Below are 26167 nucleotides of genomic sequence, written 5' to 3'. Positions count from 1 at the left end.
GTGGAAGGTATGTTTGCCGATGTCGATGCCGATCAGGGTCACGTTGCTCATGATGACGGTCTCCGAAGTAAAAACACCCTACGAAAGCGTACGCCTCGTAGGGTGCCGGGGTGACCATCTCATTAAGGGGGTCGCCGTAAGGGCGAAAAGGTGAATCAGCCTCACCAAAAAATCCGGATATTCCCCCCAAAAGAACTAGCCCCCCCCAAAAAGCCCCATCAAAAAATTCATCAGCCAACACCCCGCACTAGAGCCCTACCCAAGAAACATCCCGCAACTGGTCAGACCGGTCAAACCAAAACCTCTTGCCACCCCCACCCACCAGCGCTTACATTCGACCCCGCACTGGACAAACCGGTAAGACCACAATAATTAAGTCCCGCGCTCTTTCGCCCGCACTCCCCTGGGGGCATCGAAGCAGGGACACCGAATCAGAGATCCCTCCCATGCTCAAATGGTGCTCGCGTTCGATCTTCCTCCAAGTTGTCCTGGGCCTGGCCCTCGGCATTGTCTGCGGTCTGAGCTTCCCTGACCTCTCCCTGCAACTCAAACCCCTCGGTGACGGCTTCATCAAGCTGATCAAGATGCTCATCGGCATCATCGTGTTCTGCGTGGTGGTGACAGGCATCTCAGGCGCAGGCGACCTGAAGAAGGTCGGCCGCATCGGCCTGAAGTCGGTGATCTATTTCGAGATCCTCACCACCATCGCCTTGGTCATCGGGCTGGTGCTGGCCTTCTCCACCGGCATCGGCCAAGGCGCCAACATCCACCTCGACCAGCTCTCCAGCGCCGATGCCGGAGCCCTCGCTGACCGCGGCGCACACCTGCATGGGGCCACAGCGTTCTTCATGGACCTGATCCCCACGTCAGTGATCGGCGCCTTCGCCGACAACAACATCCTCCAAGTCCTGCTGTTCGCCGTGCTGTTCGGCAGCGCCCTGAACCTGGTCGGTGAATCCGCCTCGGGCATTTCCCGACTGATCAACGAACTCAGCCACGTGATCTTCCGCATCATGGGCATGATCGTGCGCCTGGCGCCGATCGGCGTGTTCGGCGCCATCGCCTTCACCACCAGCAAATACGGCCTGGAATCGCTGCAGCATTTGGGCGGGCTGGTCGCGCTGTTCTACATCACCTGCGCAGGCTTCGTCCTGCTGGTGCTGGGCACCGTGATGCGCGTGTCGGGCCTGAAGATGATTCCCTTCCTCAAGTACCTGCGCGAAGAGCTGACCATCGTGCTGGGAACCGCTTCCTCCGATGCCGTGCTGCCCCAGGTCATGCGCAAGCTCGAGCACCTGGGTATCGGCAGCTCCACCGTCGGACTGGTGATCCCCACCGGCTATTCGTTCAACCTCGACGGCTTCTCGATCTACCTGACCCTGGCCATCGTCTTCATTGCCAACGCCACCGGTACGCCGCTGGCCATGACCGACCTGCTGACCATCCTGCTGGTGTCACTGGTGACCTCCAAAGGCGCCCACGGCATTCCCGGCTCCGCGCTGGTGATCCTGGCGGCGACCCTCACCGCCGTACCGGCGATCCCAGTGGTGGGCCTGGTGCTGGTACTGGCGGTGGACTGGTTCATGGGCATTGGCCGCGCGCTGACCAACCTGGTCGGCAACTGCGTCGCCACCGTGGCCATCGCCCGCTGGGAGAAGGACATCGACATGGAGCGGGCCAACAACGTGCTGTCCGGCAAGCCGGGTTTCGCGCCGCTGCCCCGTAAACCAGGCCAGGCCCATCAGCAGGAGTTCTGAGCAGGCCAGGGCCGACGCCCGACGTCGGCCCGCAGGCAGCAAGACTCAAGCCTAAATCGGGGAAAGCACCGTGATCAGTTCATCGACCGTCGTCACCGCCGTGGTGGAAAAACTGCGCAGCGCCCTGGCCCGTGGCCAATGGCGCAGCGGTCAAATGCTGCCCGGTCAGCGCGAGCTGGCCGAGCAATTGGGTATCAGCCGCCCGAGCCTGCGTGAAGCTCTGACTGTGCTGGAAACCCTCGGGCTGGTGCGGGCCATGCCGGGCAAGGGCGTGCTGGTGCTAGACGCCGACCTTGCTCTGGTCTCGGTCAGCGACAGCGTCGGCGCCGCCAGCCTGGCCGACGTGCTGGAGCTGCGCTACACCCTCGAGCCCTTCATCGCCGGGCTGGTTGCGCAAGCGGCCGGCAGCCAGGACATCGGCCAGTTGCGTTTGACCCTGATGGACCTGCGCGAGGCCGTGGACGCCAGCGATAGCGAGGCCGGCGTAGTGGCCTACATCGCGTTGCACGAAGCGCTGTTCGCGCTGACCACCAACCCAATCTTCCAGAGCGTGGTGCAGCAGACCAGCAATGCCCTCAAGCAGAGCGCGGCGATGCTGCGCGACTCGCCCGAACACTTCGCCGCGCGGCTGGAAGAAAACGAGGCGGTGGTGCGTGCGATCCGTGCGCGCAACAGCGCCGAGGCCAGCGCCCAGATGCGCCGGCACATCCTCGCCGAAGGCCTGCGCATGGGCATCGAGCTGAACATTCCGGACGAGCATCCGGCCCCGGACCATTGACCCAGGAGAGCGACCATGACTGCCTTGGCCCATCCATCGCGCTTGCCCCAGTTGATCAAGACCGGCGAAGGCCGACTGGGTGCCGAACAGATCTATCCGCGACTGTTCGACGCCATCCTCGAACAGCGCCTGCCGCCGGGCAGCGCTTTGCCCGAACAGGCCCTGGGCAATGCGTTCGGCGTCAGTCGCACCGTCATCCGCCGCGTCCTAGGTCGCCTGGCCGACCAGCAGGTGGTGGTCCAACGGCCCAGTCACACCGCGCACCTGGCCGCGCCCGATCCGCAGCAGGCGCGCCAGGTGCTCAGCGCCCGGCGCCTGGCCGAAACCACCTTGATCGGCCTGGCCACCCAGCGTGCTCGCCCCAACCAGATCCGTCAGTTGCGTCAGTTGGTGGAACGTGAACGGCTGCACCATGAACGCGGCGAGCGCTGCACGGCCATCCGTCTGGGCGGCGAATTCCACCTAAAGCTCGCGCAAATGGCCAACAACGCCCCGCTGGCGCGGTTTCTCAATGGCCTGGTACCGATGACCTCACTGATCATCGCTCGCTATGAAGCGCCCTGCTGCGAGCACTGCGCCTGGGAAGAGCACGCGGCCATCATCGACGCAGTGGAAGGTGGCGATGCCACATCGGCACTCCTGCTGATGCATCAGCATCTGGATCGGCTGGAAGCCAAGCTCGACCTCGATGACGCTGACTGAGCGCGGCTCACGCCGTCGCCAACGCCGAGGTCGGCAACCCGAAGATCCGATCGAACGCCCAGTTGTAGACGAAGGTGTAGCACGGCACCAACACGATGAACGCCAGGTCCACCACGAACGCCTCCCACAGGCTCATGTCCAGCCACCAGGCGATCAGCGGGATGAGGTACACCACCAGGGTCAACTGAAAGCCCACCGCGTGCCCTACCCGCCTGGCCAAGCCGCGCCCGCGCTTGGCCTGGCGACTTTCCCAGCGCTCGAACAGGGTGTTGTAGATCAGGTTCCAGACCATGGCGATGGTGGTGATCATCACCGCCAGCGGGCCGGTGTGCGTGGCTTGGGTGTCTGACAGGTACGCCAGTCCCAGGGTCGACATGCACAACCCAATCAGTTCATAGAAGGTCACGTAGACCAGTTTGCGTTTGGCGCCTTGCACAGTTGTTGTCGCTCCATAGCCGTTGATGAGGGCGCCAAGACTGAATCAATTCTGTTGACAGAAAAAGTCAGCTACTTTCAGATTTACTGACAGGAGGCGCGATGAACTTTTCCAGTGACAACATCCAGCTGTTTCTCGCCGTGCTCGATGGCGGTTCGTTCTCCGCGGCGGCACGACTGCTCGGCCGCGTACCCTCGGCGGTGAGCATGGCCGTGGGCAATCTTGAAGCCGAACTGGGCTACCCGCTGTTCGAGCGGGGCTCGCGCGAGGTGCGCGCCACCGATCGCGCTCGCGCCCTGGAACCCCATGCCCGGCTGATCGCCGAACAACTGGGGTTGCTGCAGGTGCATGCACTGGAGCTGTCGCGCGGCCTGGAGAGCAGTCTGTCCATCGCCGTAGTGACCGATATCGATCCAGCTGCGTTGCTGGCGGCCATCGCCCGACTGGGCGAGCGCTACCCATTGCTCGACATCGAATTGCTCAGCGCGCCCCAGGACGATGCCCTGCAGTTGCTCGACAGCGGCCGCGTCGGGCTGTGCCTGGCCTTCGCCGAACTGCAGGTGGATCCGCAGCGCAGCTTCCAGCACCTGGGCAGCGAGGCGCTGGTGGCGGTGCTGTCGCCGCATCACCCGGCCTTTCGCGAAGGGCGTATTCGCGACCTCGAAGACCTGGTGAACATCCGCCAGATTCTGGTGCACAGCCGCCACCTGCCGCTGGGCGATACCCGCTCGCTGATCGGAACCGCCCATTGGCGTACCGACAGCGTCGACCTGGCCGTGCAGATGGTCGAAGCGGGTCTGGGTTGGGGCGATCTACCCTGCGCGCGTATCGCCCCGCGGGTGCAGGCTGGACGCTTGGTGCGACTGGCGTTTCGCAACACGCGCAATGAACTGCAGTTGCCGGTGCATGCGCTGTGGCGCAAAAGCCAACCGCTGGGTCAGGCGGCGCGAGCGCTGGTGGGCATGCTGACCAGCCGCTGAGCCTTCACCATCCGTCGGACGCTACAGCAACGCCCTCAACCTTTCGTCGAGCACGCCGATATCGACTCCGACAGGCACCGCCAGCCCGCCACGAGCGGGCGGCCGCCATCTCCGATTTCGGCTCAAGGTCTCGAAACATGAACCTGAAGTTTCGCCACAAGATCCTCCTCAGTGCCTGCGGTGTCGTGGTACTGGCATTCGCACTGTTCACCCTCTACAACGACTACCTGCAGCGCAAGACCATCGCCCAGAACATCGAGTCGTCTGTGCAGCAGGCGGGCGCCCTGACCGCCAGCAGCGTGCAGAACTGGATGAGCGGGCGCATCCTGGTACTGGAGAATCTGGCCCAGGACATCGCCCAGCAAGGCACCGGCAATCAAGTGGCCGGTCTGGTGGATCAGCCCTCCTACACCAGCAACTTCCAGTTCACCTACTTCGGCCAGAACAATGGCGCCTTCACCCAGCGCCCTGACGCGCAGATGCCCGACGGCTACGATCCGCGCAAGCGTCCGTGGTACAGCGCCGCCGTCAGCGCCAACCAGACCCTGCTGACCCCGCCTTACCAAGCCTCGGTGGGCGGTCTGGTGGTGACCATCGCCATCCCGGTCAAGGCACGCGGCAACGGCGAACTGCTCGGTGTGGTCGGTGGCGACCTGAGCCTGGACAGCCTGGTCGACATCATCAACGCCGTGGACTTCGGCGGCATCGGCCACGCGTTCCTGGTCGACCGTGAAGGCCAGGTGATCGTCAGCCCCGACAAGGACCAGCTGATGAAGAATCTCAAGGACCTCTACCCCAACAGCGGCCTGCGCGTCGAACCCGGCATGCAGGACGTGACCCTCGCGGGCTCCGAGCGCATCGTCTCCTTCACGCCGGTCAAAGGTCTGCCTTCGGCGCAGTGGTACATCGGCCTGTCGATTGATAAAGACAAAGCCTACGCCGCTCTGGGCCAGTTCCGCAGCTCGGCCATCATCGCCATGCTCATCGCCGTGGTCGCCATCGCCGCTGTGCTGGGTCTGTTGATTCCCGTGCTGATGCGTCCGCTGACCACCATGGGCCGCGCCATGCACGATATCGCCGAAGGTGAAGGCGACCTCACCCGCCGCCTGCAGGTGCAGAACAAGGACGAGTTCGGCGAGCTGGCAGCCGCTTTCAACCGCTTCGTCGAGCGCATCCATGCCTCGATCAGCGAAGTGGCCTCGGCCACGCGACTGGTGCATGACCTGTCCGAGCAGGTCATGAGCGCATCCAATGCCTCGATCAACGGCTCGGAGGAGCAGAGCCTGCGGACCAACAGCGTGGCGGCGGCGATCAACCAGTTGGGCGCCGCCACCCAGGAAATCGCCCGCAATGCCGCCGATGCCTCGCAGCACGCCAGTGGCGCCAGCGACCAGGCCAATGATGGGCGCCAGGTGGTCGATGATGCGATCAGCGCCATGACTGCGCTGTCGCAGAAGATCAGCGAGTCGTGCCAGCAGATCGAAACGCTCAACGCCAGCACCGACGAAATCGGCAAGATCCTCGATGTGATCAAAGGCATTTCCCAGCAGACCAACTTGCTGGCGCTCAACGCCGCCATCGAGGCCGCTCGTGCCGGCGAGGCTGGGCGCGGCTTCGCCGTGGTGGCCGACGAGGTGCGCAACCTGGCGCACCGCACCCAGGAGTCGGCCGAAGAGATTCACCGCATGATCACCGGCCTGCAGGTCGGCTCGCGCGAAGCCGTGCACACCATGAACGCCAGCCAGGTGTCCAGCGAACAGACCGTGCAGGTGGCCAACCGCGCGGGCGAACGGCTGGCCAGCGTGACGTCGCGCATCGGCGAGATCGATGGCATGAACCAGTCGGTGGCCACGGCCACCGAGGAACAGAGCGCGGTGGTCGAAAGCCTGAACCTGGACATCACCCAGATCAACGCACTCAACCAGCAAGGCGTGCAGAACCTCAACGAGACCTTGCGCCACTGCGACGCCCTGACTCAGCAGGCGGGTCGTCTGAAGCAACTGGTGGGCAGCTTCAGGATCTGAAGTTGCCGAGCACGCAGTCACCCCCGCCGACTGGTCAGCGGGGATGGCTGCGGCGCGTTATAACCTCATAACGAAGAATTCTATTTGGCTATAACGAACAATCTATATGCTGCCCAGCATCCGACCACGGGCTAGCAGGCAGATTGAGTAGCGTATGGATGTAGGTTCTTTCGGTTTCACCATTGCCGGGCTGGTAGTGGGTTTCATTGTCGGCATGACCGGCGTTGGCGGCGGTTCGCTGATGACACCCATTCTGCTCTGGTTCGGTATCAACCCTGCCACTGCCGTGGGCACCGACCTGCTCTATGCCGCCATCACCAAGGCCAGTGGTGTCTGGGTGCACGCGCGCAACAAGAACATCGACTGGAAGATCACGGGCTGGCTGAGCCTGGGCAGCGTACCGGCAGCGGCCCTGACCCTGTGGTTCCTCAGCACGCTGCACACCGACACCTCGGCGCTCAACGCCATCATCAAGCAGGGCCTGGCCGTGGTGTTGATCCTCACCGCACTGGCCATCCTGTTCAAATCCCGTCTGCAGGCCTTCGCCAGCCGCCATGCGGGCGACCATTACCACCTCAGTGCCCGCAGCCTGAACGTGCTCACGGTGACCACCGGCATCGTGCTGGGGGTCATGGTCACCCTGACCTCCATCGGCGCCGGGGCACTGGGGACGGTGGCGCTGTTCCTGCTCTATCCGTTCCTGGTCACCCGACGCCTGGTCGGCACCGAGATCGCCCACGCCGTGCCGCTGACACTGGTGGCTGGCCTGGGCCATGCCGGTATGGGCAACATGGACTGGTCGCTGCTCGGCTACCTGCTGCTGGGCTCGCTGCCCGGCATCTACCTGGGCAGCCACCTCACCGGGCGCATTTCCGACCGCGTGCTGCGCCCGTGCCTGGCGGGGATGCTGCTGCTGATCGGCTACAAACTGGCGTTCTGACGCTCCACTCAGCCCGGCAGTAGTCGCAGGCGCCAGCGCTCGGTACGGCTCAACTCGATCCGCGCGCACGGCAGCACGTCGATCGCCTGGCACGTGCCCAGCGGCGCGTCCAGGACCTCAGCCAGTGCAGCGCGTATCACCAGCGGGTGAGTGACCACCAGCCAGTCCCCTGGCGCAGCGAAGGACTCCAGCCAAGCGGCGACCCGCCTATGCAGCGCCGCGAACGACTCGCCGCCATGGGGCGTCGCCTGTACATCCACCCCCCACCACGCCAGCGCGTCCGTTTCCTCTCGCTGAACCTGCTTGAGGCTCAGGCCTTGCCAACGGCCCATGTGGCAATCGGCCAAGGCGGGTTCGAGCTGCACGTCGGCGCCCAACCAGGCCGCCGTCTGCCGCGCGCGCCGCTCGGGCGCGCTGATCAGATGCGTACCGGGAGGTGCGCTGGCAAGAAGCGGCGTTTGCGCCAAGACAGGCTCTTCAGGATGCGAAAAGCAGCCAGTCTGCTGGGAACGGGTCTGGGCATGGCAGATCAGGGTCAGGCGGACGGGTTTCACCGTTGGAATCTCGGGCCGGTGGAATTAGGGCATCAATGAACGCTGCGATAGGATGGCCAGTCTAACCCAGGCAATATCCATCCGAGTCGATTCAATGCCAGACACCCCACGCCCGCCCTCCAGCCCCTTGCTGCTCGCCCTGCGCCAGGGCACCCATGCGTGTCACAAGACGCTGGAAACACGCCTGCCATTTTTCAGCGACGCCTTCGATCTGCACGCCTATCGCCGCTTGGTTGCCGCCTACCATGGCTTTCATGCGCCGCTGGAGGCGCGACTGTCGGATTACCAGGACGACGAGCGACACAAGGCGCCCACGCTGCGCCGCGATCTGCAGGCGCTCGGCCTGACTGTGGCACAGATCGACGCCCTGCCGCTGTGCCGCGAGCTGCCGATCATCACTGACCACGCCCATGCGCTGGGGGTGATGTACGTACTGGAAGGCTCGACCTTGGGCGGTCAGGTGCTCAAGCGTGCCATGGCTCAACGCCTGGGTATCGATGCCGACAGCGGCGGCGGTTTTCTCGATGTGTATGGCAGCGCCACCGCCAGCCGTTGGCGTAGCTTCCTGCAACGGCTGGAGCAGGCGCCAACGTCGCCTGCCGCCCTTGCCGATAGCGTGGCCTGCGCCGTAGCGACGTTCGAATGCTTCGCGCAATGGCTCGATACCTGCCAAGTGCTGCTACCGTCCGATGAGCGCGCGCCCATCAGCGTCTAATTGCCACCATTCATTTGCCGGCGCGCGCTTCGTCTTCCCAGGTAGCCCATCAGCACAAGGAAGTCGAAGCATGTTCGAGCTGTCACGTCGTTCCCTGGTCGGCCTCGGCCTGGCTCTACCCGCCCTGGGTGCCCTGCGCATGACGCAGGCGGCACCGGTCGATTCCGGGCAGGTGCCACTCAATTACAACGAAAGCCCCTGGGGTCCGAGCGCAGCGGCGCGCCAGGCGATGGCCGAGGGCATCGGCGCTTGTGGGCGCTATCCCTACAAGGCCCAGTATCGATTGGTCGACCTGTTCGCCTCGCAGCACGGCCTGCAAGCCGACCAGGTCCAGGTGTTCTGCGGCTCCAAGCTGGCCCTGCAACATGCGGTGATGGCCTTCACCCAGCGCGGCAGCCTGGTGCTGGCCGACCCTTCGTACGAGGCCCCCGTGGAAGCTGCCCGAGCACGCGGCACGGCGGTGCACGCAGTGGCGTTGGACGCGGACCACGCGCATGACGTCGATGCCATGCTCGCCGCCGACCCGGCGCCCGGCATGATCTACCTGTGCAACCCCAACAACCCCACGGGCACGCTCACACCGCGCCGGTCCATCGAACGGCTGCTGGCCCGCTCGGCGGCGAACACCACCGTGGTGGTCGACGAAGCCTATATCCACTTCAGCGACGCACCGAGCTGCATCGACCTGGTGCGTGACTACCCGCAGTTGCTGGTCTTGCAGACCTTTTCCAAGCTCTACGGCATGGCCGGGGCGCGCCTGGGCCTGGCGATCGGCCAAGCACCACTGCTGCAACGCCTGGAGGTGTACGACGGCGAGAATGTGGCCGCTGCTCCTACCTTGCTGGGCGGACTCGCCAGTTTGAACGATGCGCGGTTGGTGCCCAGCCGCAAGGCCGCCAACGCGCGCCTGCGCGACACCACGCTGGCCTGGCTCACCGAGCGCGGCTGGCGCTGCACCGCGAGCCAGACCAATTGCTTCATGATCGACCTGCGCACAGCCGCGCAGCCGGTGATAGAGCGCCTGGCCGAGCACGGGGTGCTGGTCGGGCGCGTGTGGCAAAGCTGGCCGAACTGGATGCGGGTCAGCGTGGGCAGCGAAAGCGACATGCAGCGTTTTCGCCAGGCCTTTGCCCAAGTGATGCAGGATTGAACGCTGCCGTCAGGCCAGTGCCGCCCCCAGCGCATTGACCAGTTGCGCCAGCCGCGGCGCCCCTTCCGGCACCCGCACCCGCAGCCCTTCGATCTCGCGACGCGCCGGGTAGTGCTTGCGCAGCAGGTCGAAGGCCGCGCGTTGGGCCTCTGCGTCATCGCTCAGGCTGCGTCGCAAGTCCGCATCGTCGCGGCGCGGGTCGTAGACCGCCCGGCACAGGGTCGCCAAGGCCCAGGTCGGATCGGCACTGGCATCGAGCTCCACGCTCGCCAGCGGCTGCGACGGCAGCAGGTCGGCCAGACGCACCGTTTCAGGCAGGCCCTGGGCACGGCAGAAGGCTTGATAGACCTGCGCTGTGCCGCGCTGTTTGCCGTCCAGGCTATAGCCGGCGATGTGCGGGGTGGCCAGGGTGCACAGGTCGGCCAGCGCCAGGTCGACCTGCGGCTCGCCCTCCCAGACGTCGAGCACCGCGTGCACGTCGTCACGCTCGAGCAGCAGCGCACGCAGGGCGGCGTTGTCCACCACCGGGCCACGGCTGGCGTTGATCAACCAGGCGCCAGGGCGCAGGCGGGCGAGCGCGGAGGCGTCGAGCAGATGCCAAGTGGGGTGCTCGCCGTCGCGTTGCAGCGGCGTATGCAGGCTGATGGCATCGCAGCGCTCCAGCACCGTCTCCAGGCTGACGAACTCGCCCTCCTCGCACGCCGCGCGCAGCGGATCGCACACCAGTACCTGCCAGCCCAGCCCCCGCAGTACCCGCACCAGGCGGCCACCGACTTCGCCGGCGCCGACCACACCGTAGACCCGTTCGCCGAGCGCCACGCCGTCGAGTTCGGCCAGCGTCAACAGGCTGCCCAGCACATAGTCCACCACGCCCCGGGCATTGCAGCCTGGGGCGCTGCTCCACTGGATACCGGCCTGGGCGAAGTGCTCCAGGTCCAGGTGATCGGTGCCGATGGTGCAGGTGCCGACGAAGCGCACCCGACTGCCCTCGAGCAGTTGTCGATCGACGCGGGTCACCGAGCGCACCAGCAACACATCGGCGTCCTTGACGCAGGCCGCGTCGATGGCCCGCCCTGGGTAGCGGCGGATTTCACCGAACCCGGCGAAGAAGGCATCGAGCAGCGGGATATTTTCGTCGGCAACGATCAGCATGGGCGCTCTCCTGTGGGGGAGCGCAGTGTAGGCGCTGCACGCCGGGCGATCCAGCCTGGGTCAGTCGGCTTTCTTGCGGATCCAGTACAGGTAGGTGCCGGCCTCTTCGTGCTGCTGCACCAGTTCGTGGCCGAGGAAGGTGCAGAACTTGGGGATGTCACGCCGGGTCGAGGGGTCGGTGGCGATGACCTTCAGCAAGCCGCCGGCGCTCAGGTTGCGCACGTGCTGGTGCAACATCATCACCGGTTCCGGGCAGTTGAGGCCGGTGGCATCGAGGGTCGCGTCTGGGGTCAGGTCGGTCATGCTGGGCTCCGCAAATGGGGTGGATATCGCGCCGGACGGGCTCAGCGCGGCTTCAGGTCGAGCCTGCGCAGGTGGCAAGTCACTTCCTCGCGGTCGTGGTAGAGCTGCTTGCAGGCGATCGACACCTTGATCTTGCGCGCCTTGAACGCCGCCTCCATACGTTCGAGCAGCTTGTGCACCTCGGCGTACCGCTGCTTCATCGGCAGCTTGAGGTTGACCACCGCTTCGCGGCACAGGCCCTCGCCCAGCCAGGTTTCGATCAGCGAGGCGGTACGCGCCGGCTTCTCGACGATGTCGCAGACCATCCAGTCCACGGTCTGCCGGGGCTTCCAGGTGAAGCCGTCGGCCATCAGGTGCTGCACCAGACCCGTGTCCATCAGGCTCTCGGCCATGGGGCCGTTGTCGATGGCGGTGACCAGCATGCCGCGCTTGACCAGCTGATAGGTCCAGCCGCCTGGCGAAGCGCCGAGATCGACCCCGGTCATGTCGTCGTTCAGGCGCTGCTCCCACTGCTCGCGCGGGATGAACTGATGCCAGGCTTCTTCGAGCTTGAGCGTCGAGCGGCTCGGCGCCTCGCGCGGGAACTTCAGGCGCGGGATGCCCATGGGCCAAAGCGCCGAGTTGTCGGCTTCAGCCACGCCGACGAATACCCGCCGACCGCTGATGAACGTCAGCAGCAGACGCGGCGCGGTGGGATCGTCAATCAAACGGCCCGCCTTCTCCAGCGCTTTGCGCAGTGGGCCTTCGAACTTGCGGCAGAAGGTCGACAATTCTTTGCCATCGTTGCTGTCGAGCACCTCCAGCCACAGGCTGCCGCACACCGGCAGTTGTGCCAGGTGCGCCAGCAATACGCTGATGCGGTCGGTTTCCGGCAGATCGAGGTAGTCGCCACGCGCCCACTGACGCGGAAAAATCAGCCGATCGAAGCGGCGCTCACGCATCAGCCGTTCGGCGCCGCCCTCATCCAGGCAGACGAACTCGGCGCTGGCGCTGTGCGGCTTGCCCTTGGCGTAGCCGGCAACGCCCAGGCGTGCGGCATGCTCGCTGATTTCGGCGCAGACTTCGCCCTCGAAGCCGGGGCGGCAATGCATGAACAGGGTAGTCATCTCTCACTCCACATCACTGGCGCAGACAGCGCCAGGGCGGCGAATGATAAAGGAAGTTCGGAACCTGCGACACGCCCCGCAGGTCCAGAACAGGGTCAGTACCGCCAAAGCGGTCTACCCTGATCGATCAGCCAGGCCCGTGCCGTGCGGGCCGACACAGAGCGGTGACACCGGCATCGACGAGTGCCGGGCACCGGCGCAGAAGGAGTTGGCAATGCCCTCGCTCGATAGCCTGAACACCCTCAAGACCCTCCAGGTGGGCCAACGTGCCTACCACTATTTCAGCCTCCCAGAAGCCGCCCGCCAGTTGGGCGACCTCGATCAACTGCCCATGTCGCTCAAGGTGCTGCTGGAGAACCTGCTGCGCTGGGAGGACGGCAAGACCGTCAGCGGCGAGGACCTGCACGCCCTGGCCGACTGGCTCAAGGATCGCCGTTCCAACCGAGAGATTCAGTACCGCCCGGCGCGGGTGCTGATGCAGGACTTCACCGGCGTACCCGCCGTGGTCGACCTGGCGGCCATGCGCGCCGCCATGGCCAAGGCCGGCGGCGACCCGCAGCGGATCAACCCGCTGTCGCCGGTGGATCTGGTGATCGACCATTCGGTGATGGTCGACCACTATGCCAGCCAGGCCGCCTTTGCCGAGAACGTCGACATCGAGATGCAGCGCAATGGCGAGCGCTACGCCTTCCTGCGCTGGGGCCAGAGCGCCTTCGACAATTTCCGCGTGGTGCCGCCGGGCACCGGCATCTGCCACCAGGTGAACCTGGAGTACCTGGGTCGCACCGTCTGGACCCGGGAAGAAGACGGCCGCACCTACGCCTTCCCCGACACCTTGGTCGGCACCGACTCGCACACCACCATGATCAACGGCCTGGGCGTACTCGGCTGGGGCGTCGGCGGCATCGAAGCCGAGGCCGCCATGCTCGGTCAACCGGTATCGATGCTGATTCCAGAGGTCATCGGTTTCAAGCTGACCGGCAAGCTGCGCGAAGGCATCACCGCCACCGACCTGGTGCTGACCGTCACGCAGATGCTGCGCAAGAAAGGCGTGGTGGGTAAGTTCGTCGAGTTCTACGGCGACGGCCTGGCCGAGCTGCCTTTGGCCGACCGCGCCACCTTGGCCAACATGGCCCCCGAATACGGGGCCACCTGTGGTTTCTTCCCGGTCGATGAGGTGACCCTCGACTACCTGCGCTTGTCTGGCCGTCCGGATGAGACGGTCGAACTCGTCGAAGCCTACTGCAAGGCCCAGGGCCTGTGGCGAAATCCGGGTCAAGAGCCGTTGTTCAGCGACAGCCTGGCGCTGGACATGCATGAGGTTCAAGCCAGCCTAGCCGGACCGAAGCGGCCTCAGGACCGGGTGGCGCTGCCCGATGTCAGCCAGGCGTTCGACGGCTTCGTCGAATTGCAGCCCAAGCCGCCGGCCAAGGAGGTTGGTCGGCTGGAAAGCGAGGGCGGCGGCGGCGTGGCGGTCGGCAATGCCGACCAGGCCGGCGAGATCGCCTACACGCACGACGGCCAAACCCACACGCTGCGTGACGGCGCGGTGGTGATCGCCGCCATCACCTCTTGCACCAACACGTCCAACCCCAGCGTGATGATGGCTGCCGGGCTGGTGGCCAAGAAAGCCGTTGAGAAGGGTCTGACGCGCAAACCTTGGGTCAAGAGCTCATTGGCTCCAGGGTCGAAGGTGGTGACCGACTACTTCCAGGCCGCAGGCCTGACGCAGTACTTGGACGAACTGGGCTTCGACCTGGTGGGCTATGGCTGCACCACCTGCATCGGCAACTCCGGGCCACTGGACGAGGCCATCGAAAAAGCCATCACCCGCGCCGACCTCACCGTCGCTTCGGTGCTCTCGGGCAACCGCAACTTCGAGGGCCGCGTGCATCCACTGGTCAAGACCAACTGGCTGGCCTCGCCCCCATTGGTGGTGGCCTATGCCCTGGCCGGCAGCGTGCGCATCGATCTGACCCGCGATGCACTGGGCACGGGCAAAGATGGCAAACCGGTATACCTGCAGGACATCTGGCCGAGCCAACGGGAAATTGCCGACGCCGTGGCCAAGGTGGATACCGCGATGTTCCACAAGGAATACGCCGAGGTCTTCGCCGGCGATGCCCAGTGGCAGGCCATCGAAGTGCCACAGGCTGCGACCTACGTGTGGCAGGACGATTCCACCTACATTCAGCACCCACCCTTCTTCGAGGACATTGCCGGACCTCTGCCGGAAATTACCGACATCCGCGGCGCAAGAATCCTGGCGTTGCTTGGCGATTCGGTGACCACCGACCACATCTCACCCGCTGGCAACATCAAGACCGACAGCCCCGCCGGTCGCTACCTGCGCAGCAAAGGTGTCGAACCACGCGACTTCAATTCCTACGGCTCTCGCCGGGGTAACCACGAAGTGATGATGCGCGGTACGTTCGCCAACATCCGTATCCGCAACGAGATGCTCGGCGGCGAAGAAGGCGGCAACACCCTGTACGTGCCCAGCGGCGAGAAACTGTCGATCTACGATGCGGCCATGCGCTATCAGCAGGAAGGCACACCTCTGGTGGTGATCGCCGGTCAGGAGTACGGCACAGGGTCCAGCCGTGACTGGGCGGCCAAGGGCACCAATCTGCTGGGGGTCAAGGCCGTGCTGGCCGAGAGCTTCGAGCGCATCCACCGCTCCAACCTGGTAGGCATGGGCGTACTGCCGTTGCAATTCAAGGTCGGCGAGGATCGCAAGCGCCTGGGTCTTACCGGCAAGGAGCGAATTGATGTGATGGGCCTGGAGGGTACGCAGATTCGCCCCGGCATGAGTCTGCCCCTGCGTATCACCGCTGAGGACGGTCAGCAGCGGGACATCGAAGTGCTATGCCGCATCGACACCCTCAACGAAGTGGAGTACTTCAAGTCCGGCGGCATCCTGCACTACGTGCTGCGTCAACTGATCGCAGGTTGAGTCAGATCGGGTGAACACACTGTGCAGAGGCGGCCGGTTACAAACGCCGCTTCTGCACAGATCATCCTACAAGTCAGCCAATGACACCTGTGACCAATCCGTCACAAAACCGCCTAAAAAATGTAATCATGCCGCTAATTCCCGCTAAAATCCGCCTCCCGTAACCGATAGCGGACGCTGGCTCTTTGCTCTGGATCAAGCGGGACAAATATCGGCTCAATAAATTCCCTGACGTGCCGATACTTGGGGAAAGCCACGCGGATCGAGCAACCCATGCGCAACAACCAGCCGATTACACAGAGAGAACGGACTTTCCCTGCTCAGCAGCGGTTGATTTCCACCACCAACGCCAAGGGCGTGATTACCTACTGTAACGATGCTTTCATCGAGATCAGTGGTTTTTCGCGCGAGGAATTGATGGGCGCGCCGCACAATCTGGTGCGCCACCCGGATGTCCCAGCAGCAGTCTTCGCCCATATGTGGCAGACCCTCAAGCAAGGGCAGCCCTGGATGGGAATCGTTAAGAACCGCTGCAAGTCCGGCGACCATTATTGGGTCAACGCCTACGTTACGCCGATCTTCGACAACGACCAGGTGGTCGGTTTCGAGTCGGTGCGGGTCAAGCCCAGTGCCGAACAGATCCGCAGGGCCGAGGCGCTGTATCAGCGCATCAACCAAGGCAAGACGGCGATACCGCGCCGCGACAAATGGCTGCCGGTGCTGCAGGACTGGGTGCCATTCATCCTCATCAGCCAGATCGGCTTCCTGATCGGCAACTGGTTCGGCCATTCCTGGGGCTTCGCACTGGCTGCGGCGGTTTCCGTGCCATTGGGCCTGCTCGGACTGAGCTGGCAGCAACGAGGCCTCAAGCGCCTGTTGCGCTTGGCCGAGCAGACCACCTCCGATCCGCTGATCGCCCAAATGTATACCGATAGCCGCGGCGTTCAGGCACGTTTGGAAATGGCCATGCTCAGTCAGGAATCGCGCCTGAAGACGTGCCTGACCCGCCTTCAGGACAGCGCCGAGCACCTCAGCGAGCAGGCCCGACAGTCCGATGAACTGGCGCACAAGAGCTCGTCGGGCCTGGAGCGCCAGCGGGTAGAGACCGAGCAGGTCGCGGCTGCCGTCAACCAGATGGCGGCCACCACCCAGGAAGTGGCGACCCACGTGCAACGTGCGGCCGACGCTACCCAGCAAGCCAACCGCCTGACCAGCGAAGGTCGGCAGATCGCCGGAGAAACCCGCGACGCCATCCAGCGCCTGTCGGTAGCCGTCGGCGAAACAGGTCAGACCGTTACCCAACTGGCCAAGGACAGTGACGAAATCGGCGGCGTGGTGGACGTGATCAAAGGTATCGCCGACCAGACCAACCTGCTGGCACTCAACGCGGCCATCGAAGCGGCGCGGGCAGGAGAAATGGGTCGCGGCTTCGCCGTGGTGGCTGACGAGGTCCGTCAGTTGGCGCAGCGTACCGCCGAATCCACCGGGCAGATCCATGGCTTGATCGCCAAGCTGCAACAAACCGCCAGCAATGCGGTGCAGACCATGGAGACCGGCCATCGCCAGGCCGAAGAAGGGGTCGAACGCGTGCTGCAGGCCGATCAGGCGCTGGTGGGCATCAGCGAGGCGGTGGCCAATATCACCGATATGGCGACCCAGATCGCGGCGGCCACCGAAGAGCAATCGGCGGTGGCCGAGGAGATCAGTCGCAACATCAGCACCATCGCCGACCTGGCCGACCAGACCGCCGAACAGGCCCAGCATTCGGCATCGCTCAGCGAGGAACTGACCAGCACGGCAGGTACCCAGTACTCGCTGGTGGAGCGCTTCAACCGCTGAACCGGCCATGGGCCAGGGCGAGCTGGTCGCCCTAGCCCATGCCTGATCACCAGGCCAGGGTCAGGCGACTCTCGAACTCGCGCGTCTCTCCGGTCAGCGGGTCTTCGAAGCGAAGGCTGTGGGCCAGCAACTGCAAGGGTCGCTGGTAGTCGTCGGCGTCCGGCTGCAGATCGGGATAGAACGGATCGTTACAGATCGCCGCACCCAACGCGGCCATATGCACCCGCAGTTGGTGGGTCTTGCCGGTGACCGGCGACAAGCCATACAGCCAACGCTCTGCGTCACGCTTCAACACCTCGGCCAGGGTCTCGCTATTCGCCACACCCGGCACTTCCTGCATGCGAAAAAACGGCTGACCATGCTCGAGACGGCTGCGATGCACCAAGGGAAAGCTGCGCTGCGGCAGAGGGGCGGCGATGGCCTGATAGCGCTTCTCGATGCGGCGCTGTGGGAACAACTGCTGATACGCGGTGCGCGACTGCGGGTTGGCCGAAAACAGCACCAGCCCTGCCGTGTGTCGATCGATACGGTGCAAGGGCACCAGGTGCGGATTGTCCAGACGGCGGATCAGGCGACGCAGCAAGGTCTGCTCGACATACTCGCCGCTGGGCGTGACTGGCAGGAAATGCGGCTTGTCGGCCACCACCAGATGCTCGTCGCAATGCAGGAGGGTTTCCTGAAACGGGATGGGGCGCTCGTTAGGCACTTCACGAAAGTAATGCAGGCGCAAGCCACGGCGGTAAGGCAGATCGGCAGCGACAGGCTGACCGTTGGCATCGAGTACACGGCCACGGGCGAAGCGATCGAGCCACTGCTCGCGGGCGATCGCCTTGAAGTGATCGCAGAGACAGTCGAGCACGGTGGCCCAATGCCCAGGAGGAAGGCAAACCGTGCTGGCTTGCTGACGTGCAGGGTCGAACGGGGTGGACATGGCGTGCTCGGCAGTCAGGGGGCAGGCATTATCGCCAATGGCCACATGATCAACCAGCTTCGTGGGCCAGTTCGCAACGCGACTTGAGCCAACGCAACACCTGCACGGCTTCCCAGCGCCCGGCGTCGTAGAGGGCATAAACCATGCCTTCGTAGCCCACCACATCCAACGGCCGGTGGAAACCAGCGCGCTGAAAAAGCGCCTCGATTTCAGCGAAACAGGTGTTGAAATGCACCTTGCCGAACGGCGTGCGATCGTCGGTGACCACGCCTTCCATGCGCAGTTCGAGCACGGCATCGCAGACGGTGTCGGGAGACATGCGATTGACGCTGTACTTCAGTTGCTCGACGTTATGCATGACCTTATCCCGGATACTGTATCTTTATACAGCATACGAACCCTGCACCGTCCCGTCAATTCACCCAAGGCCGCCCTCGCCTTCTCCGATGGACGGCACTCGCGGGCGACCACAAAGGCGGTCAGCGTAGAAACGCGACGACCTGCTCAGCTTCGAACGGCCAGAGCAATTCGGCACCGCTGTCACAACGCCGCAACAACGGAATGACCAGCCCGTATTGCTCGAACAGCGCTGGGTCATCGGCGATGTCCACCAACTCCACCAGCAGCCCGTGCTCGACGAACGGCATGAGCACCGCTTCGGCCACTTCGCACAGATGGCACCCCAAGGTGCCGAGCAATTGGCATTCAGGCAGCATGGTCAGTTCCCGAGCGTGGTGAAAAGAAAGCTATTCTAGGCCCGTTGGTCGCGCGCTGCATCTGCCCAGCAGTCCTCGCCTGTGCGGGTGCCAACCCATTGGCGCTGCGCGCAAAGGGGCGCAGCGACGACAGCGGCTGAACCTTCGGCCACACTCATCACTCGAAAGACCCACAGACATCAACAGGGAGAGGCCCATGGCCAGCAAATCGGCAAAGACTGCACAAGACATCTTGATGGCTGACTTCCAAGCACTGGTGCGCGACACCGAGAAACTGCTCGCCGACACCGCTAACCTGGCCGGCGATCAGGCTGACGAACTGCGCGGCCAGATCCACGAACGCCTGCAGCAGGCCCGTGACAGCTTGCAGGAAACCCAGGAATCGGTGCGCGAGCGCGGCCAGGCCGCTCTGGGGACTGCCGAAGAATACGTGCAGGAAAATCCTTGGCAGGCCATCGGCATCGCAGCGGGTGTCGGCCTGCTGATCGGCCTGCTTGCCAGCCGCCGCTGAGGAGGACGCATGGACAACGACGCCATCGGCACCGGCGCCACCGGCAGACGCCTCGGCGCGGCCATACTGGGCCTGCTGCACAGTCATATCGAACTGTTCGGCATCGAGTTGCAGGAGCAAAAGGGTCGTACGCTGCGTCTGCTGCTGTTCGCGGGCCTGGCACTGGTGTTCGCACTGCTGTTGCTGACCGCACTCTCGGGGCTGTTGCTCGTGCTGCTGTGGGACAGCTATCGGCTGGCCGGTATCATCGGCCTCTGCGTGTTCTACGGCCTTGCCGCAGTGTTCTGTGGCGTGCGTCTGAAAGCGGCAGTATTCGATGAGTCTTCACCGTTCCACAGCACCCTCGAAGAACTTGCCAAGGACCGGGAGCGCCTGTTGCCATGAGCCTGCCTGAACTGCCCACCAGCCGTAACCCGCGCGAACTGCGCAAGGCCTTGCTGCGTCTGCGCATGGAAATGCATCGCCAGGAAATTCGCCACGAATCCGGGCAACTGCTCGAACCGGTCCGACGCCTGCGTGGCATGGGCGCTTCGGTTCAGGACGGACTCGGCATCAAGCACGCGCCGCTCTGGGGCATTGGCGCCGTCGTCGCAATGGGCTTTCTGACCGGTAAAGGCGTGCGCAACGGCACGCTGGCACGCCTGCTGCGTCTGGGCGGCAGCCTGGCGCCGCTGGTGCGCCTCTACCTGAAGAACGGTCGTCGCGGCTGAAGCCCGGCGCCCGACGCTTGCGCGGGCGCCTGCTAATCGGGAAGCTATGGCCACCCCCTGACGGAGATCACGCCTTGGACTGGCACACCCTGCTCAACCGCGAACGCCTCGGCAAGGCCCTGTACAGCCCCGAGGAACTCGGGCGTAGCCCGTTTCACAAAGATCACGACCGCATCATCTTCTCCGGCGCCTTCCGCCGCCTGGGCCGCAAGACTCAGGTTCATCCGGTGTCCAGCAACGACCATATCCATACCCGCCTGACCCACTCACTGGAAGTCAGTTGCGTCGGCCGCTCGCTCGCGATGCGGGTCGGCCAGACCCTGCGCGAGGCATTGCCCGAATGGTGCGATCCCAGCGACCTGGGCATGATCGTGCAGTCGGCCTGCCTGGCCCACGACATTGGCAATCCGCCCTTCGGCCACTCCGGTGAAGATGCGATCCGCCACTGGTTCCAGCAAGCTGCCGGGCGCGGCTGGCTGGATGACATGAACGACGATCAGCGCGCCGACTTTCTCAATTTCGAAGGCAACGCCCAAGGTTTTCGCGTACTCACGCAACTGGAATACCATCAGTTCGACGGCGGCACCCGGCTTACCTATGCCACCCTAGGCACCTACCTGAAGTACCCCTGGAGCGCTCGACACGCCGATGCGCTCGGGTACAAGAAACACAAGTTCGGTTGCTACCAGAGCGAACTGCCGCTCCTGCAGCAGATCACTCAGAAACTCGGCCTGCCGCAATTGGAAGAGCAGCGCTGGGCGCGTCATCCCTTGGTGTATCTGATGGAGGCGGCGGACGACATCTGCTATGCCCTGATCGATCTGGAAGACGGCGTGGAGATGGAGCTGCTGCAATACGCGGAAGTGGAGGCGCTGCTGCTGGACCTGGTGGGTGACGACCTACCGGACACTTATCGCCAGTTGGGACCCGACGATTCACGACGGCGCAAGCTGGCCATCCTGCGCGGCAAGGCCATCGAACATCTGACCAATGCCGCAGCCCAGGCATTCGTCGAACAGCAACCGGCCCTGCTCGCCGGCGTGCTCAGTGGCGATCTGGTCGAGCACATGCATGGTCCGGCCAAACACTGCGTGCTCCAGGCCAAGGAAATCGCCCGCAAGAAAATTTTCCAGGACAAGCGCAAGACCCTTCACGAGATCGGTGCCTACACCACGCTGGAAATCCTGCTGAACGCCTTCTGCGGCGCCGCACTGGAACAACACGGCGGTCGTACGCCATCGTTCAAGAGCCGACGCGTACTGGACCTGATCGGTAATCACGCACCGGATCCGCACGGCTCGCTGCACAATGCGTTCTTGCGGATGATCGACTTCATCGCCGGCATGACCGACAGCTACGCCAGTGAAATGGCTGGCGAAATGACCGGACGGTCCATCCCCCACTGATCTCGATAGGCGCGAGGTGAAGGCCTCGCGCCTGTTGAAGGCAAGTTCCTACACAAGCATCCCCCGTCTAAACGACTACAAACAAATAGTGACGGATGCAGGCTGCCTACCGATTTCTACCCGTGAGTTGTAAATATTCGAAACAACTGTAGTACATCGCTGTAGGTTTTTTCCCATAGTTACACTGTACTGCACGCTCATACGCCCGATGTCTGTCAACTGCGATAAGGTCTCGCTCGCCTTTGCCACTCATCGCCCGGGAAGTTGATATGAGCACGATCTTCATCGTTGATGACCACCCTGTCATTCGTTTGGCCATACGCCTGTTGCTGGAAAACCAGGATTACACGGTCATCGGCGAATCCGACAATGGCGTCGATGCCATGCAGATGATCCGTGAAACCCTGCCGGACCTGGTTATCCTGGACATCAGCATCCCCCGTCTCGACGGCTTGGAGGTACTGTCGCGTTTCCAGGCCATCGGACTTCCACCTAAAGTGCTAGTGCTCACCGCACAATCGCCAGCCTTGTTCGCCATCCGGTGCATGCATTCAGGCGCCGCTGGCTTCGTGTGCAAACAGGAAGATCTGAGCGAGCTGCTCAGTGCCGTCAAGGCCGTGCTCTGCGGATACAACTACTTCCCCAGTCAGGCAATAAAAAACGGAACTGAGTCATCCGCTCAGGAATTGGAAATGTTCCGACAGATCAACGACAGAGAGTTGATGGTCCTTCAGCTGTTTGCCATGGGGCGTAGCAACAAGGACATCGCCAAAGGCATGTTTCCCAGCAACAAAACGGTCAGCACCTACAAGAAACGTCTGATGCAGAAACTGCAGGTTTCAACACTGGTCGAGTTGATAGAAGCGGCCAAGCGCAACGCGTTGGTGTGAGGTGAGGCACGTCATGCCAAGGTACTTCACCTGTCTGCTGCTGATCCTGATGGGCCTGGGGGTTCAAGCCCATGCGCAGCCAAGCGCCCCCAAGCCTTTGAACCTGCTCGCGCGTTCGAGCGCCGAAGCCGTCAAACCGTCGTTTTCCCCGGCGCAGCGCCAATGGCTGCGGGGCCGCAAGCATTTGCTTCTGGGAACCTCTGCGCCGGACAACCCGCCCTTCGACGTGGCCAGCAACAGCGAATATCAGGGCATTACCGCCGAGTATGCTTCCCTGATCGGACGCGCTCTGGGCGTATCGGTGCAGGTGCTGCGCTTTACCAGCCGCCAGGAGGCCGTACAGGCCTTGAAGTCCGGGCGAATCGACATGTTCGGCAGCGCCAATGGCTATGAGGCCGCAGTCGCCGACATCGCGCTGTCACGCCCCTACGCAGTCGACCAACCCGTGCTGGTGACCCGAGAAGACGACACGCGCCCGCTGGACACGGGGCTGGCGGGCCTGCGGCTGAGCATGCTTTACCACTATCTACCTTTGAAGGAAGTGCGCGCACTCTACCCGCAGGCCAGGCTGCAGACGTTCGCCTCCACCACTGAAGCACTCAACGCCGTAGCGTTCGGTCAAGCTGACGTGTTTCTCGGCGATACCATCTCGACCCACTTCCAGCTCAACCGCGGCCATCTGCCGAGCCTGCGCATGGCTAATTTCGGCAAGCATGAAGCCACCGGCTTCAGCTTCGCCCTGCGCCGCGAAGACAACGTGCTGATGAGCCTGATCAACGTCATCCTGGACACCCAACCTGCCAACGTAACCAGCTCGATTTTCAAGCGCTGGAGCGCAGGCAGCGACCTGCTGCTGACCGACCGACGACTACAACTGACCCCGCGTGAAGAACACTGGCTGGCAGAGCACCCCAGCATGAGAGTCGTGGTGACCGATACCTCTGCGCCACTGTCGTTCTTCGACAGCAGCGGCCATTTTCGCGGTATCACCGCCGATCTACTTGAGCTGATTCGTCTGCGCACGGGGCTGAAGTTCAAGATCCAGCGCGCCAGCGGCATTGGTGAAATGATCGAACAGGTCCAGGCAGGCAACGCCGACCTGATCGCCGCGATCACCCTCGGCGGCGCCGACGGCACGGGGCTCAAGACCAGCCGCGCTTACTTGGAAAGTCCGTACGTCATCGTCACTCGCAGCGGTAGGCCATTCGCCTCGCTCGATCAGTTGAAGGGCCGCCGTGTGGCAGTGACTCGCCACACCCCGGCGGCTGCCATTCTGGCCGCGCGTCACGCGCAGATACGCCGCATCGAAACCGAGAGTACCTTCTACTCACTGGCCCTGCTGAGCAGCGGGGCGGTGGATGCGACCATTACCACCCTGCTCGATGCCAACCATGCCATTGCCGCCAACAGCAACCTGGTGATCCGTGCCAGCTTCGGTAGCGAGCCGGCTTCATTTTCCATGGCCAGTGCCAAGGAGCAGGCCGTTCTGGCCTCTATTCTGGACAAGGCGCTGCTGAGCATCACTCCGGAAGAGCTCGGCGTCATCAACAGCCGCTGGCGCGGCTACGCCCTGCACGACGGCGGCCAGTGGCGCGAGTATCAACGACTGGTGATCCAAGTGGTGCTCGGCATCGGCATCCTGCTACTCATGGCACTGGCATGGAATGCCTACCTGAGACACCAGATCGGACAACGCCGCCAGGCCGAACGGGCCTTGAACGATCAGCTCGAATTCATGCGCGCACTACTCAACGGCACGCCCCACCCGATGTATGTACGCGACCGCGAAGGACGTCTGCAAAGCTGCAACGACAGCTACCTGGAAGCGGTGGATGCCAGCGCCGAAGAGGTCATGGGCAAGCGCCTGCAGGAAAGCCTGTTCAGCAACTGCGACTACACCCGACAGATTCACGCCGATTACCTGCAGGTGATGGCGGCAGGCACGCCGCTGATCATCGACCGTCCGCTGCGCCTGAAGGATCGCGAGCTGACCATCTACCACTGGATCCTGCCCTATCGCGACTCGCTCGGTGAGGTCCAAGGCATCATTGGCGGCTGGATCGACATCAGCGAGCGCCGCGAACTGATCCAGGACCTGCGCCTGGCCAAGCAGCAGGCGGACGATGCCAACCGAGCCAAAAGCACGTTCCTGGCTACCATCAGCCACGAAATACGCACGCCGATGAACGCTGTGATTGGCATGTTGGAACTGGCGGTCAAACGCGCCGATCATGGCCAACTGGACAAATCCTCGATCGAAGTCGCCTACCACTCAGCCAAGGATCTGCTTGGCTTGATCGGCGACATCCTCGATATCGTCCGTATTGAGTCCGGCCATGTGTCCCTCGCGCCGGAGCCTGTGGAGCTGGCAGCGCTGATCGAGTCGGTCAGACGCGTGTTCGAAGGACAGGCGCGGGAAAAAGGTTTGATGCTGGAAGTGTGCATCGAGCCGTCCGCTCGCTGCCACGCCTTGCTCGACCCGCTGCGTTTCAAGCAGATCCTGTCCAATCTGGTGAGCAACGCCATCAAATTCACCCATGAAGGCCATGTACGGATCAAAGCCTCGGTGCAAAGTGGTGAACGCCCCCGGCTCGAACTCGAGGTGCGCGACAGTGGCATCGGCATCCATGACGATGACCTACGACGGCTGTTCAACCCCTTCGTTCAGATCAACCCGCAAAGCGAAAACGCCCGTACCGGTACTGGCCTGGGCCTGGCGATCTGCCGAACGCTGTGCGACATGATGGGAGGGCATCTGGCGATCAAGAGCTTGCAGGGCGTCGGCACACAGGTACGACTGATGATGCCCTTGCAGTGTATCGAGCCGTTTCCGGTCAGCATCGAGCAGGAGCCGCGCCTCTACACGCCGAACTTAGACCTGCGCGTACTGGTGATCGACGACCACCCCGCCAACCTGTTGCTCATGGCCCAACAGTTGGCCTTCCTGGGACTTCAACCTGAAAGCGCCCGCGACGGCCGGGAAGGTCTGGAGAAGTGGCGCACGGGTCACTTCGACGTGCTGATACTCGACTGCAACATGCCACGCATGAATGGCTACCAACTGGCCGAGGCCGTTCGCAGCGAAGAACACCGCCAGGGCCTGTCGCCCTGCACCATCCTGGGCTACACCGCCAATGCCCAGCCTGAGGTGCGCCAGCGTTGTCTGGATGCTGGCATGGATGACTGCCTACTCAAGCCTATCAGCCTGCATACACTGAGCAGGCATCTTTGCACCGTGCAGCCCATGCGCGAACGTTCTGCCCGGACGCCATTCGACCTGATCGGACTCGACAAGCTGATTGGCCATCGCAGCGAAGATCGCGTGCGAATGCTCACCACCCTGCAGATGAGCCTGGCAGACGACCTGACACTGCTGATGTCCCTGGATGCGGAACACGAACAGCAGGCCATCATCGATCAGGCGCACAAGATACTGGGCGTCGCACGCATGCTGGACGCGAGGGCGTTGATGAACAGTTGCGAGGCGCTGGAGGAGAAAGGCGTGTCGCTGTCCCAGCTGAAACTGCGTCGCCAGGCGTTGGCGCGCCACCTGCGACGGGTGCAGAGAGCCCTGTCCGGCCAGCGTGAGCGGCCGATCAGGACTCCTTGAA

Annotated in this window: 24 protein-coding genes; 16 read left to right on the top strand and 8 right to left on the bottom strand. The window is 63.5% G+C overall.

What is annotated here, in order from left to right:
• Nucleotides 1-446: 446 nt before the first annotated feature.
• The 3 genes from Q6A47_RS20845 (at nt 447) to Q6A47_RS20835 (ending at nt 3237) form a co-directional block, all read left to right on the top strand.
• Nucleotides 447-1757 carry a C4-dicarboxylate transporter DctA gene (locus tag Q6A47_RS20845; RefSeq protein ID WP_029614702.1) on the top strand — a complete coding sequence of 437 codons (1311 nt, stop codon included), beginning with the start codon at nt 447-449 and terminating at the stop codon, nt 1755-1757.
• A gap of 70 nt (nt 1758-1827) precedes the next feature.
• Complete coding sequence (locus tag Q6A47_RS20840; protein WP_039576530.1) at nt 1828-2535, top strand: FadR/GntR family transcriptional regulator; 708 nt, start codon at nt 1828-1830, stop codon at nt 2533-2535.
• 15 nt (nt 2536-2550) lie between these two features.
• Nucleotides 2551-3237, top strand: a complete 687-nt coding sequence (locus tag Q6A47_RS20835) for a GntR family transcriptional regulator (RefSeq protein ID WP_295488059.1) — start codon at nt 2551-2553, stop codon at nt 3235-3237.
• A gap of 7 nt (nt 3238-3244) precedes the next feature.
• On the opposite strand, the gene Q6A47_RS20830 is transcribed toward Q6A47_RS20835, so the two are convergent.
• Nucleotides 3245-3673, bottom strand: a complete 429-nt coding sequence (locus Q6A47_RS20830; RefSeq protein ID WP_039576528.1) for a PACE efflux transporter — start codon at nt 3671-3673, stop codon at nt 3245-3247.
• Between the two features lie 101 nt (nt 3674-3774).
• Here Q6A47_RS20830 and Q6A47_RS20825 point away from each other — a divergent pair, with 101 nt between their 5' ends.
• The 3 genes from Q6A47_RS20825 (at nt 3775) to Q6A47_RS20815 (ending at nt 7617) form a co-directional block, all read left to right on the top strand.
• Nucleotides 3775-4653, top strand: a complete 879-nt coding sequence (locus tag Q6A47_RS20825; RefSeq protein ID WP_039576527.1) for a LysR family transcriptional regulator — start codon at nt 3775-3777, stop codon at nt 4651-4653.
• A 137-nt stretch (nt 4654-4790) separates the two neighbouring features.
• Nucleotides 4791-6677 carry a methyl-accepting chemotaxis protein gene (locus Q6A47_RS23225; protein WP_295488063.1) on the top strand — a complete coding sequence of 629 codons (1887 nt, stop codon included), beginning with the start codon at nt 4791-4793 and terminating at the stop codon, nt 6675-6677.
• Between the two features lie 154 nt (nt 6678-6831).
• The gene (locus Q6A47_RS20815; protein WP_116887906.1) at nt 6832-7617 is read left to right on the top strand and encodes a sulfite exporter TauE/SafE family protein; all 786 of its coding nucleotides are present in this window, start codon (nt 6832-6834) and stop codon (nt 7615-7617) included.
• 8 nt (nt 7618-7625) lie between these two features.
• Here the strand turns inward: Q6A47_RS20815 and Q6A47_RS20810 are convergent, their stop codons facing one another.
• Complete coding sequence (locus Q6A47_RS20810; protein ID WP_304485256.1) at nt 7626-8171, bottom strand: histidine phosphatase family protein; 546 nt, start codon at nt 8169-8171, stop codon at nt 7626-7628.
• Between the two features lie 94 nt (nt 8172-8265).
• On the opposite strand from Q6A47_RS20810, the gene Q6A47_RS20805 reads away from it, so the two are divergent.
• Entirely contained in the window at nt 8266-8886 is a 621-nt protein-coding gene (locus Q6A47_RS20805) for a biliverdin-producing heme oxygenase (RefSeq protein ID WP_304485255.1), read from the top strand.
• A 70-nt stretch (nt 8887-8956) separates the two neighbouring features.
• Nucleotides 8957-10036 carry a pyoverdine biosynthesis transaminase PtaA gene (ptaA, locus tag Q6A47_RS20800; RefSeq protein ID WP_304485254.1) on the top strand — a complete coding sequence of 360 codons (1080 nt, stop codon included), beginning with the start codon at nt 8957-8959 and terminating at the stop codon, nt 10034-10036.
• A gap of 9 nt (nt 10037-10045) precedes the next feature.
• Here the strand turns inward: ptaA and pdxB are convergent, their stop codons facing one another.
• From pdxB to rlmM, 3 genes are read right to left on the bottom strand one after another with little or no spacing between them, the layout of a single operon-like run.
• The gene (pdxB, locus tag Q6A47_RS20795) at nt 10046-11188 is read right to left on the bottom strand and encodes a 4-phosphoerythronate dehydrogenase PdxB (protein ID WP_304485253.1); all 1143 of its coding nucleotides are present in this window, start codon (nt 11186-11188) and stop codon (nt 10046-10048) included.
• Nucleotides 11189-11248: 60 nt separating this feature from the next.
• Nucleotides 11249-11491: a sulfurtransferase TusA gene (gene tusA / locus Q6A47_RS20790; RefSeq protein ID WP_116887901.1), complete on the bottom strand. Its 243-nt coding sequence runs from the start codon at nt 11489-11491 to the stop codon at nt 11249-11251.
• Nucleotides 11492-11532: 41 nt separating this feature from the next.
• Nucleotides 11533-12597: a 23S rRNA (cytidine(2498)-2'-O)-methyltransferase RlmM gene (gene rlmM / locus Q6A47_RS20785; protein ID WP_304485252.1), complete on the bottom strand. Its 1065-nt coding sequence runs from the start codon at nt 12595-12597 to the stop codon at nt 11533-11535.
• 214 nt (nt 12598-12811) lie between these two features.
• Here rlmM and acnA point away from each other — a divergent pair, with 214 nt between their 5' ends.
• Complete coding sequence (gene acnA, locus Q6A47_RS20780) at nt 12812-15553, top strand: aconitate hydratase AcnA (RefSeq protein ID WP_304485251.1); 2742 nt, start codon at nt 12812-12814, stop codon at nt 15551-15553.
• Between the two features lie 273 nt (nt 15554-15826).
• Nucleotides 15827-17392, top strand: a complete 1566-nt coding sequence (locus Q6A47_RS20775) for a methyl-accepting chemotaxis protein (protein ID WP_295488080.1) — start codon at nt 15827-15829, stop codon at nt 17390-17392.
• A gap of 46 nt (nt 17393-17438) precedes the next feature.
• Here the strand turns inward: Q6A47_RS20775 and Q6A47_RS20770 are convergent, their stop codons facing one another.
• From Q6A47_RS20770 to Q6A47_RS20760, 3 genes are all read right to left on the bottom strand, one after another.
• A complete protein-coding gene (locus Q6A47_RS20770; protein WP_304485250.1) occupies nt 17439-18323 on the bottom strand; it encodes a pseudouridine synthase in 885 nt (294 codons plus the stop codon).
• Between the two features lie 49 nt (nt 18324-18372).
• Nucleotides 18373-18681, bottom strand: coding sequence for a hypothetical protein (locus tag Q6A47_RS20765; protein WP_029613890.1), 309 nt, complete (start codon nt 18679-18681; stop codon nt 18373-18375).
• Between the two features lie 121 nt (nt 18682-18802).
• Nucleotides 18803-19039: a glutaredoxin family protein gene (locus tag Q6A47_RS20760; RefSeq protein ID WP_029613889.1), complete on the bottom strand. Its 237-nt coding sequence runs from the start codon at nt 19037-19039 to the stop codon at nt 18803-18805.
• Between the two features lie 196 nt (nt 19040-19235).
• Here Q6A47_RS20760 and Q6A47_RS20755 point away from each other — a divergent pair, with 196 nt between their 5' ends.
• From Q6A47_RS20755 to Q6A47_RS20730, 6 genes are all read left to right on the top strand, one after another.
• Entirely contained in the window at nt 19236-19550 is a 315-nt protein-coding gene (locus Q6A47_RS20755; RefSeq protein ID WP_029613888.1) for an ElaB/YgaM/YqjD family protein, read from the top strand.
• Nucleotides 19551-19559: 9 nt separating this feature from the next.
• Nucleotides 19560-19934, top strand: coding sequence for a phage holin family protein (locus tag Q6A47_RS20750; protein ID WP_029613887.1), 375 nt, complete (start codon nt 19560-19562; stop codon nt 19932-19934).
• The gene (locus Q6A47_RS20745) at nt 19931-20260 is read left to right on the top strand and encodes a hypothetical protein (protein ID WP_029613886.1); all 330 of its coding nucleotides are present in this window, start codon (nt 19931-19933) and stop codon (nt 20258-20260) included. The genes Q6A47_RS20750 and Q6A47_RS20745 overlap by 4 nt, the downstream gene beginning before the upstream one ends.
• 74 nt (nt 20261-20334) lie before the next feature.
• Nucleotides 20335-21666, top strand: coding sequence for a deoxyguanosinetriphosphate triphosphohydrolase (locus Q6A47_RS20740; protein ID WP_029613885.1), 1332 nt, complete (start codon nt 20335-20337; stop codon nt 21664-21666).
• 269 nt (nt 21667-21935) lie between these two features.
• Nucleotides 21936-22556, top strand: a complete 621-nt coding sequence (locus Q6A47_RS20735) for a response regulator transcription factor (protein WP_304485249.1) — start codon at nt 21936-21938, stop codon at nt 22554-22556.
• Between the two features lie 13 nt (nt 22557-22569).
• On the top strand, nt 22570-26166 hold the full coding sequence (locus Q6A47_RS20730; protein WP_304485248.1) for an ATP-binding protein: 3597 nt from the start codon (nt 22570-22572) through the stop codon (nt 26164-26166).
• Nucleotide 26167: the final 1 nt, after the last annotated feature.

The organism is Pseudomonas boreofloridensis (assembly GCF_030580795.1).
Taxonomy (GTDB): domain Bacteria; phylum Pseudomonadota; class Gammaproteobacteria; order Pseudomonadales; family Pseudomonadaceae; genus Aquipseudomonas; species Aquipseudomonas boreofloridensis.
This window is presented reverse-complemented; position numbering and strand designations above follow the sequence as displayed.

Excerpts from the sequence above, each read along its gene's own strand:
- Q6A47_RS20775 (WP_295488080.1), top strand. The coding sequence starts at position 15,827 with ATGCGCAACAACCAGCCGATTACACAGAGAGAACGGACTTTCCCTGCT.
- ptaA (WP_304485254.1), top strand. The coding sequence starts at position 8,957 with ATGTTCGAGCTGTCACGTCGTTCCCTGGTCGGCCTCGGCCTGGCTCTA.
- Q6A47_RS20825 (WP_039576527.1), top strand. The coding sequence starts at position 3,775 with ATGAACTTTTCCAGTGACAACATCCAGCTGTTTCTCGCCGTGCTCGAT.
- Q6A47_RS20730 (WP_304485248.1), top strand. The coding sequence starts at position 22,570 with ATGCCAAGGTACTTCACCTGTCTGCTGCTGATCCTGATGGGCCTGGGG.
- Q6A47_RS20805 (WP_304485255.1), top strand. The coding sequence starts at position 8,266 with ATGCCAGACACCCCACGCCCGCCCTCCAGCCCCTTGCTGCTCGCCCTG.
- Q6A47_RS23225 (WP_295488063.1), top strand. The coding sequence starts at position 4,791 with ATGAACCTGAAGTTTCGCCACAAGATCCTCCTCAGTGCCTGCGGTGTC.
- Q6A47_RS20745 (WP_029613886.1), top strand. The coding sequence starts at position 19,931 with ATGAGCCTGCCTGAACTGCCCACCAGCCGTAACCCGCGCGAACTGCGC.
- Q6A47_RS20815 (WP_116887906.1), top strand. The coding sequence starts at position 6,832 with ATGGATGTAGGTTCTTTCGGTTTCACCATTGCCGGGCTGGTAGTGGGT.
- Q6A47_RS20835 (WP_295488059.1), top strand. The coding sequence starts at position 2,551 with ATGACTGCCTTGGCCCATCCATCGCGCTTGCCCCAGTTGATCAAGACC.
- Q6A47_RS20755 (WP_029613888.1), top strand. The coding sequence starts at position 19,236 with ATGGCCAGCAAATCGGCAAAGACTGCACAAGACATCTTGATGGCTGAC.
- Q6A47_RS20765 (WP_029613890.1), bottom strand. The coding sequence starts at position 18,681 with ATGCATAACGTCGAGCAACTGAAGTACAGCGTCAATCGCATGTCTCCC.
- rlmM (WP_304485252.1), bottom strand. The coding sequence starts at position 12,597 with ATGACTACCCTGTTCATGCATTGCCGCCCCGGCTTCGAGGGCGAAGTC.
- Q6A47_RS20845 (WP_029614702.1), top strand. The coding sequence starts at position 447 with ATGCTCAAATGGTGCTCGCGTTCGATCTTCCTCCAAGTTGTCCTGGGC.
- Q6A47_RS20770 (WP_304485250.1), bottom strand. The coding sequence starts at position 18,323 with ATGTCCACCCCGTTCGACCCTGCACGTCAGCAAGCCAGCACGGTTTGC.
- pdxB (WP_304485253.1), bottom strand. The coding sequence starts at position 11,188 with ATGCTGATCGTTGCCGACGAAAATATCCCGCTGCTCGATGCCTTCTTC.
- tusA (WP_116887901.1), bottom strand. The coding sequence starts at position 11,491 with ATGACCGACCTGACCCCAGACGCGACCCTCGATGCCACCGGCCTCAAC.
- Q6A47_RS20750 (WP_029613887.1), top strand. The coding sequence starts at position 19,560 with ATGGACAACGACGCCATCGGCACCGGCGCCACCGGCAGACGCCTCGGC.
- Q6A47_RS20735 (WP_304485249.1), top strand. The coding sequence starts at position 21,936 with ATGAGCACGATCTTCATCGTTGATGACCACCCTGTCATTCGTTTGGCC.
- acnA (WP_304485251.1), top strand. The coding sequence starts at position 12,812 with ATGCCCTCGCTCGATAGCCTGAACACCCTCAAGACCCTCCAGGTGGGC.
- Q6A47_RS20760 (WP_029613889.1), bottom strand. The coding sequence starts at position 19,039 with ATGCTGCCTGAATGCCAATTGCTCGGCACCTTGGGGTGCCATCTGTGC.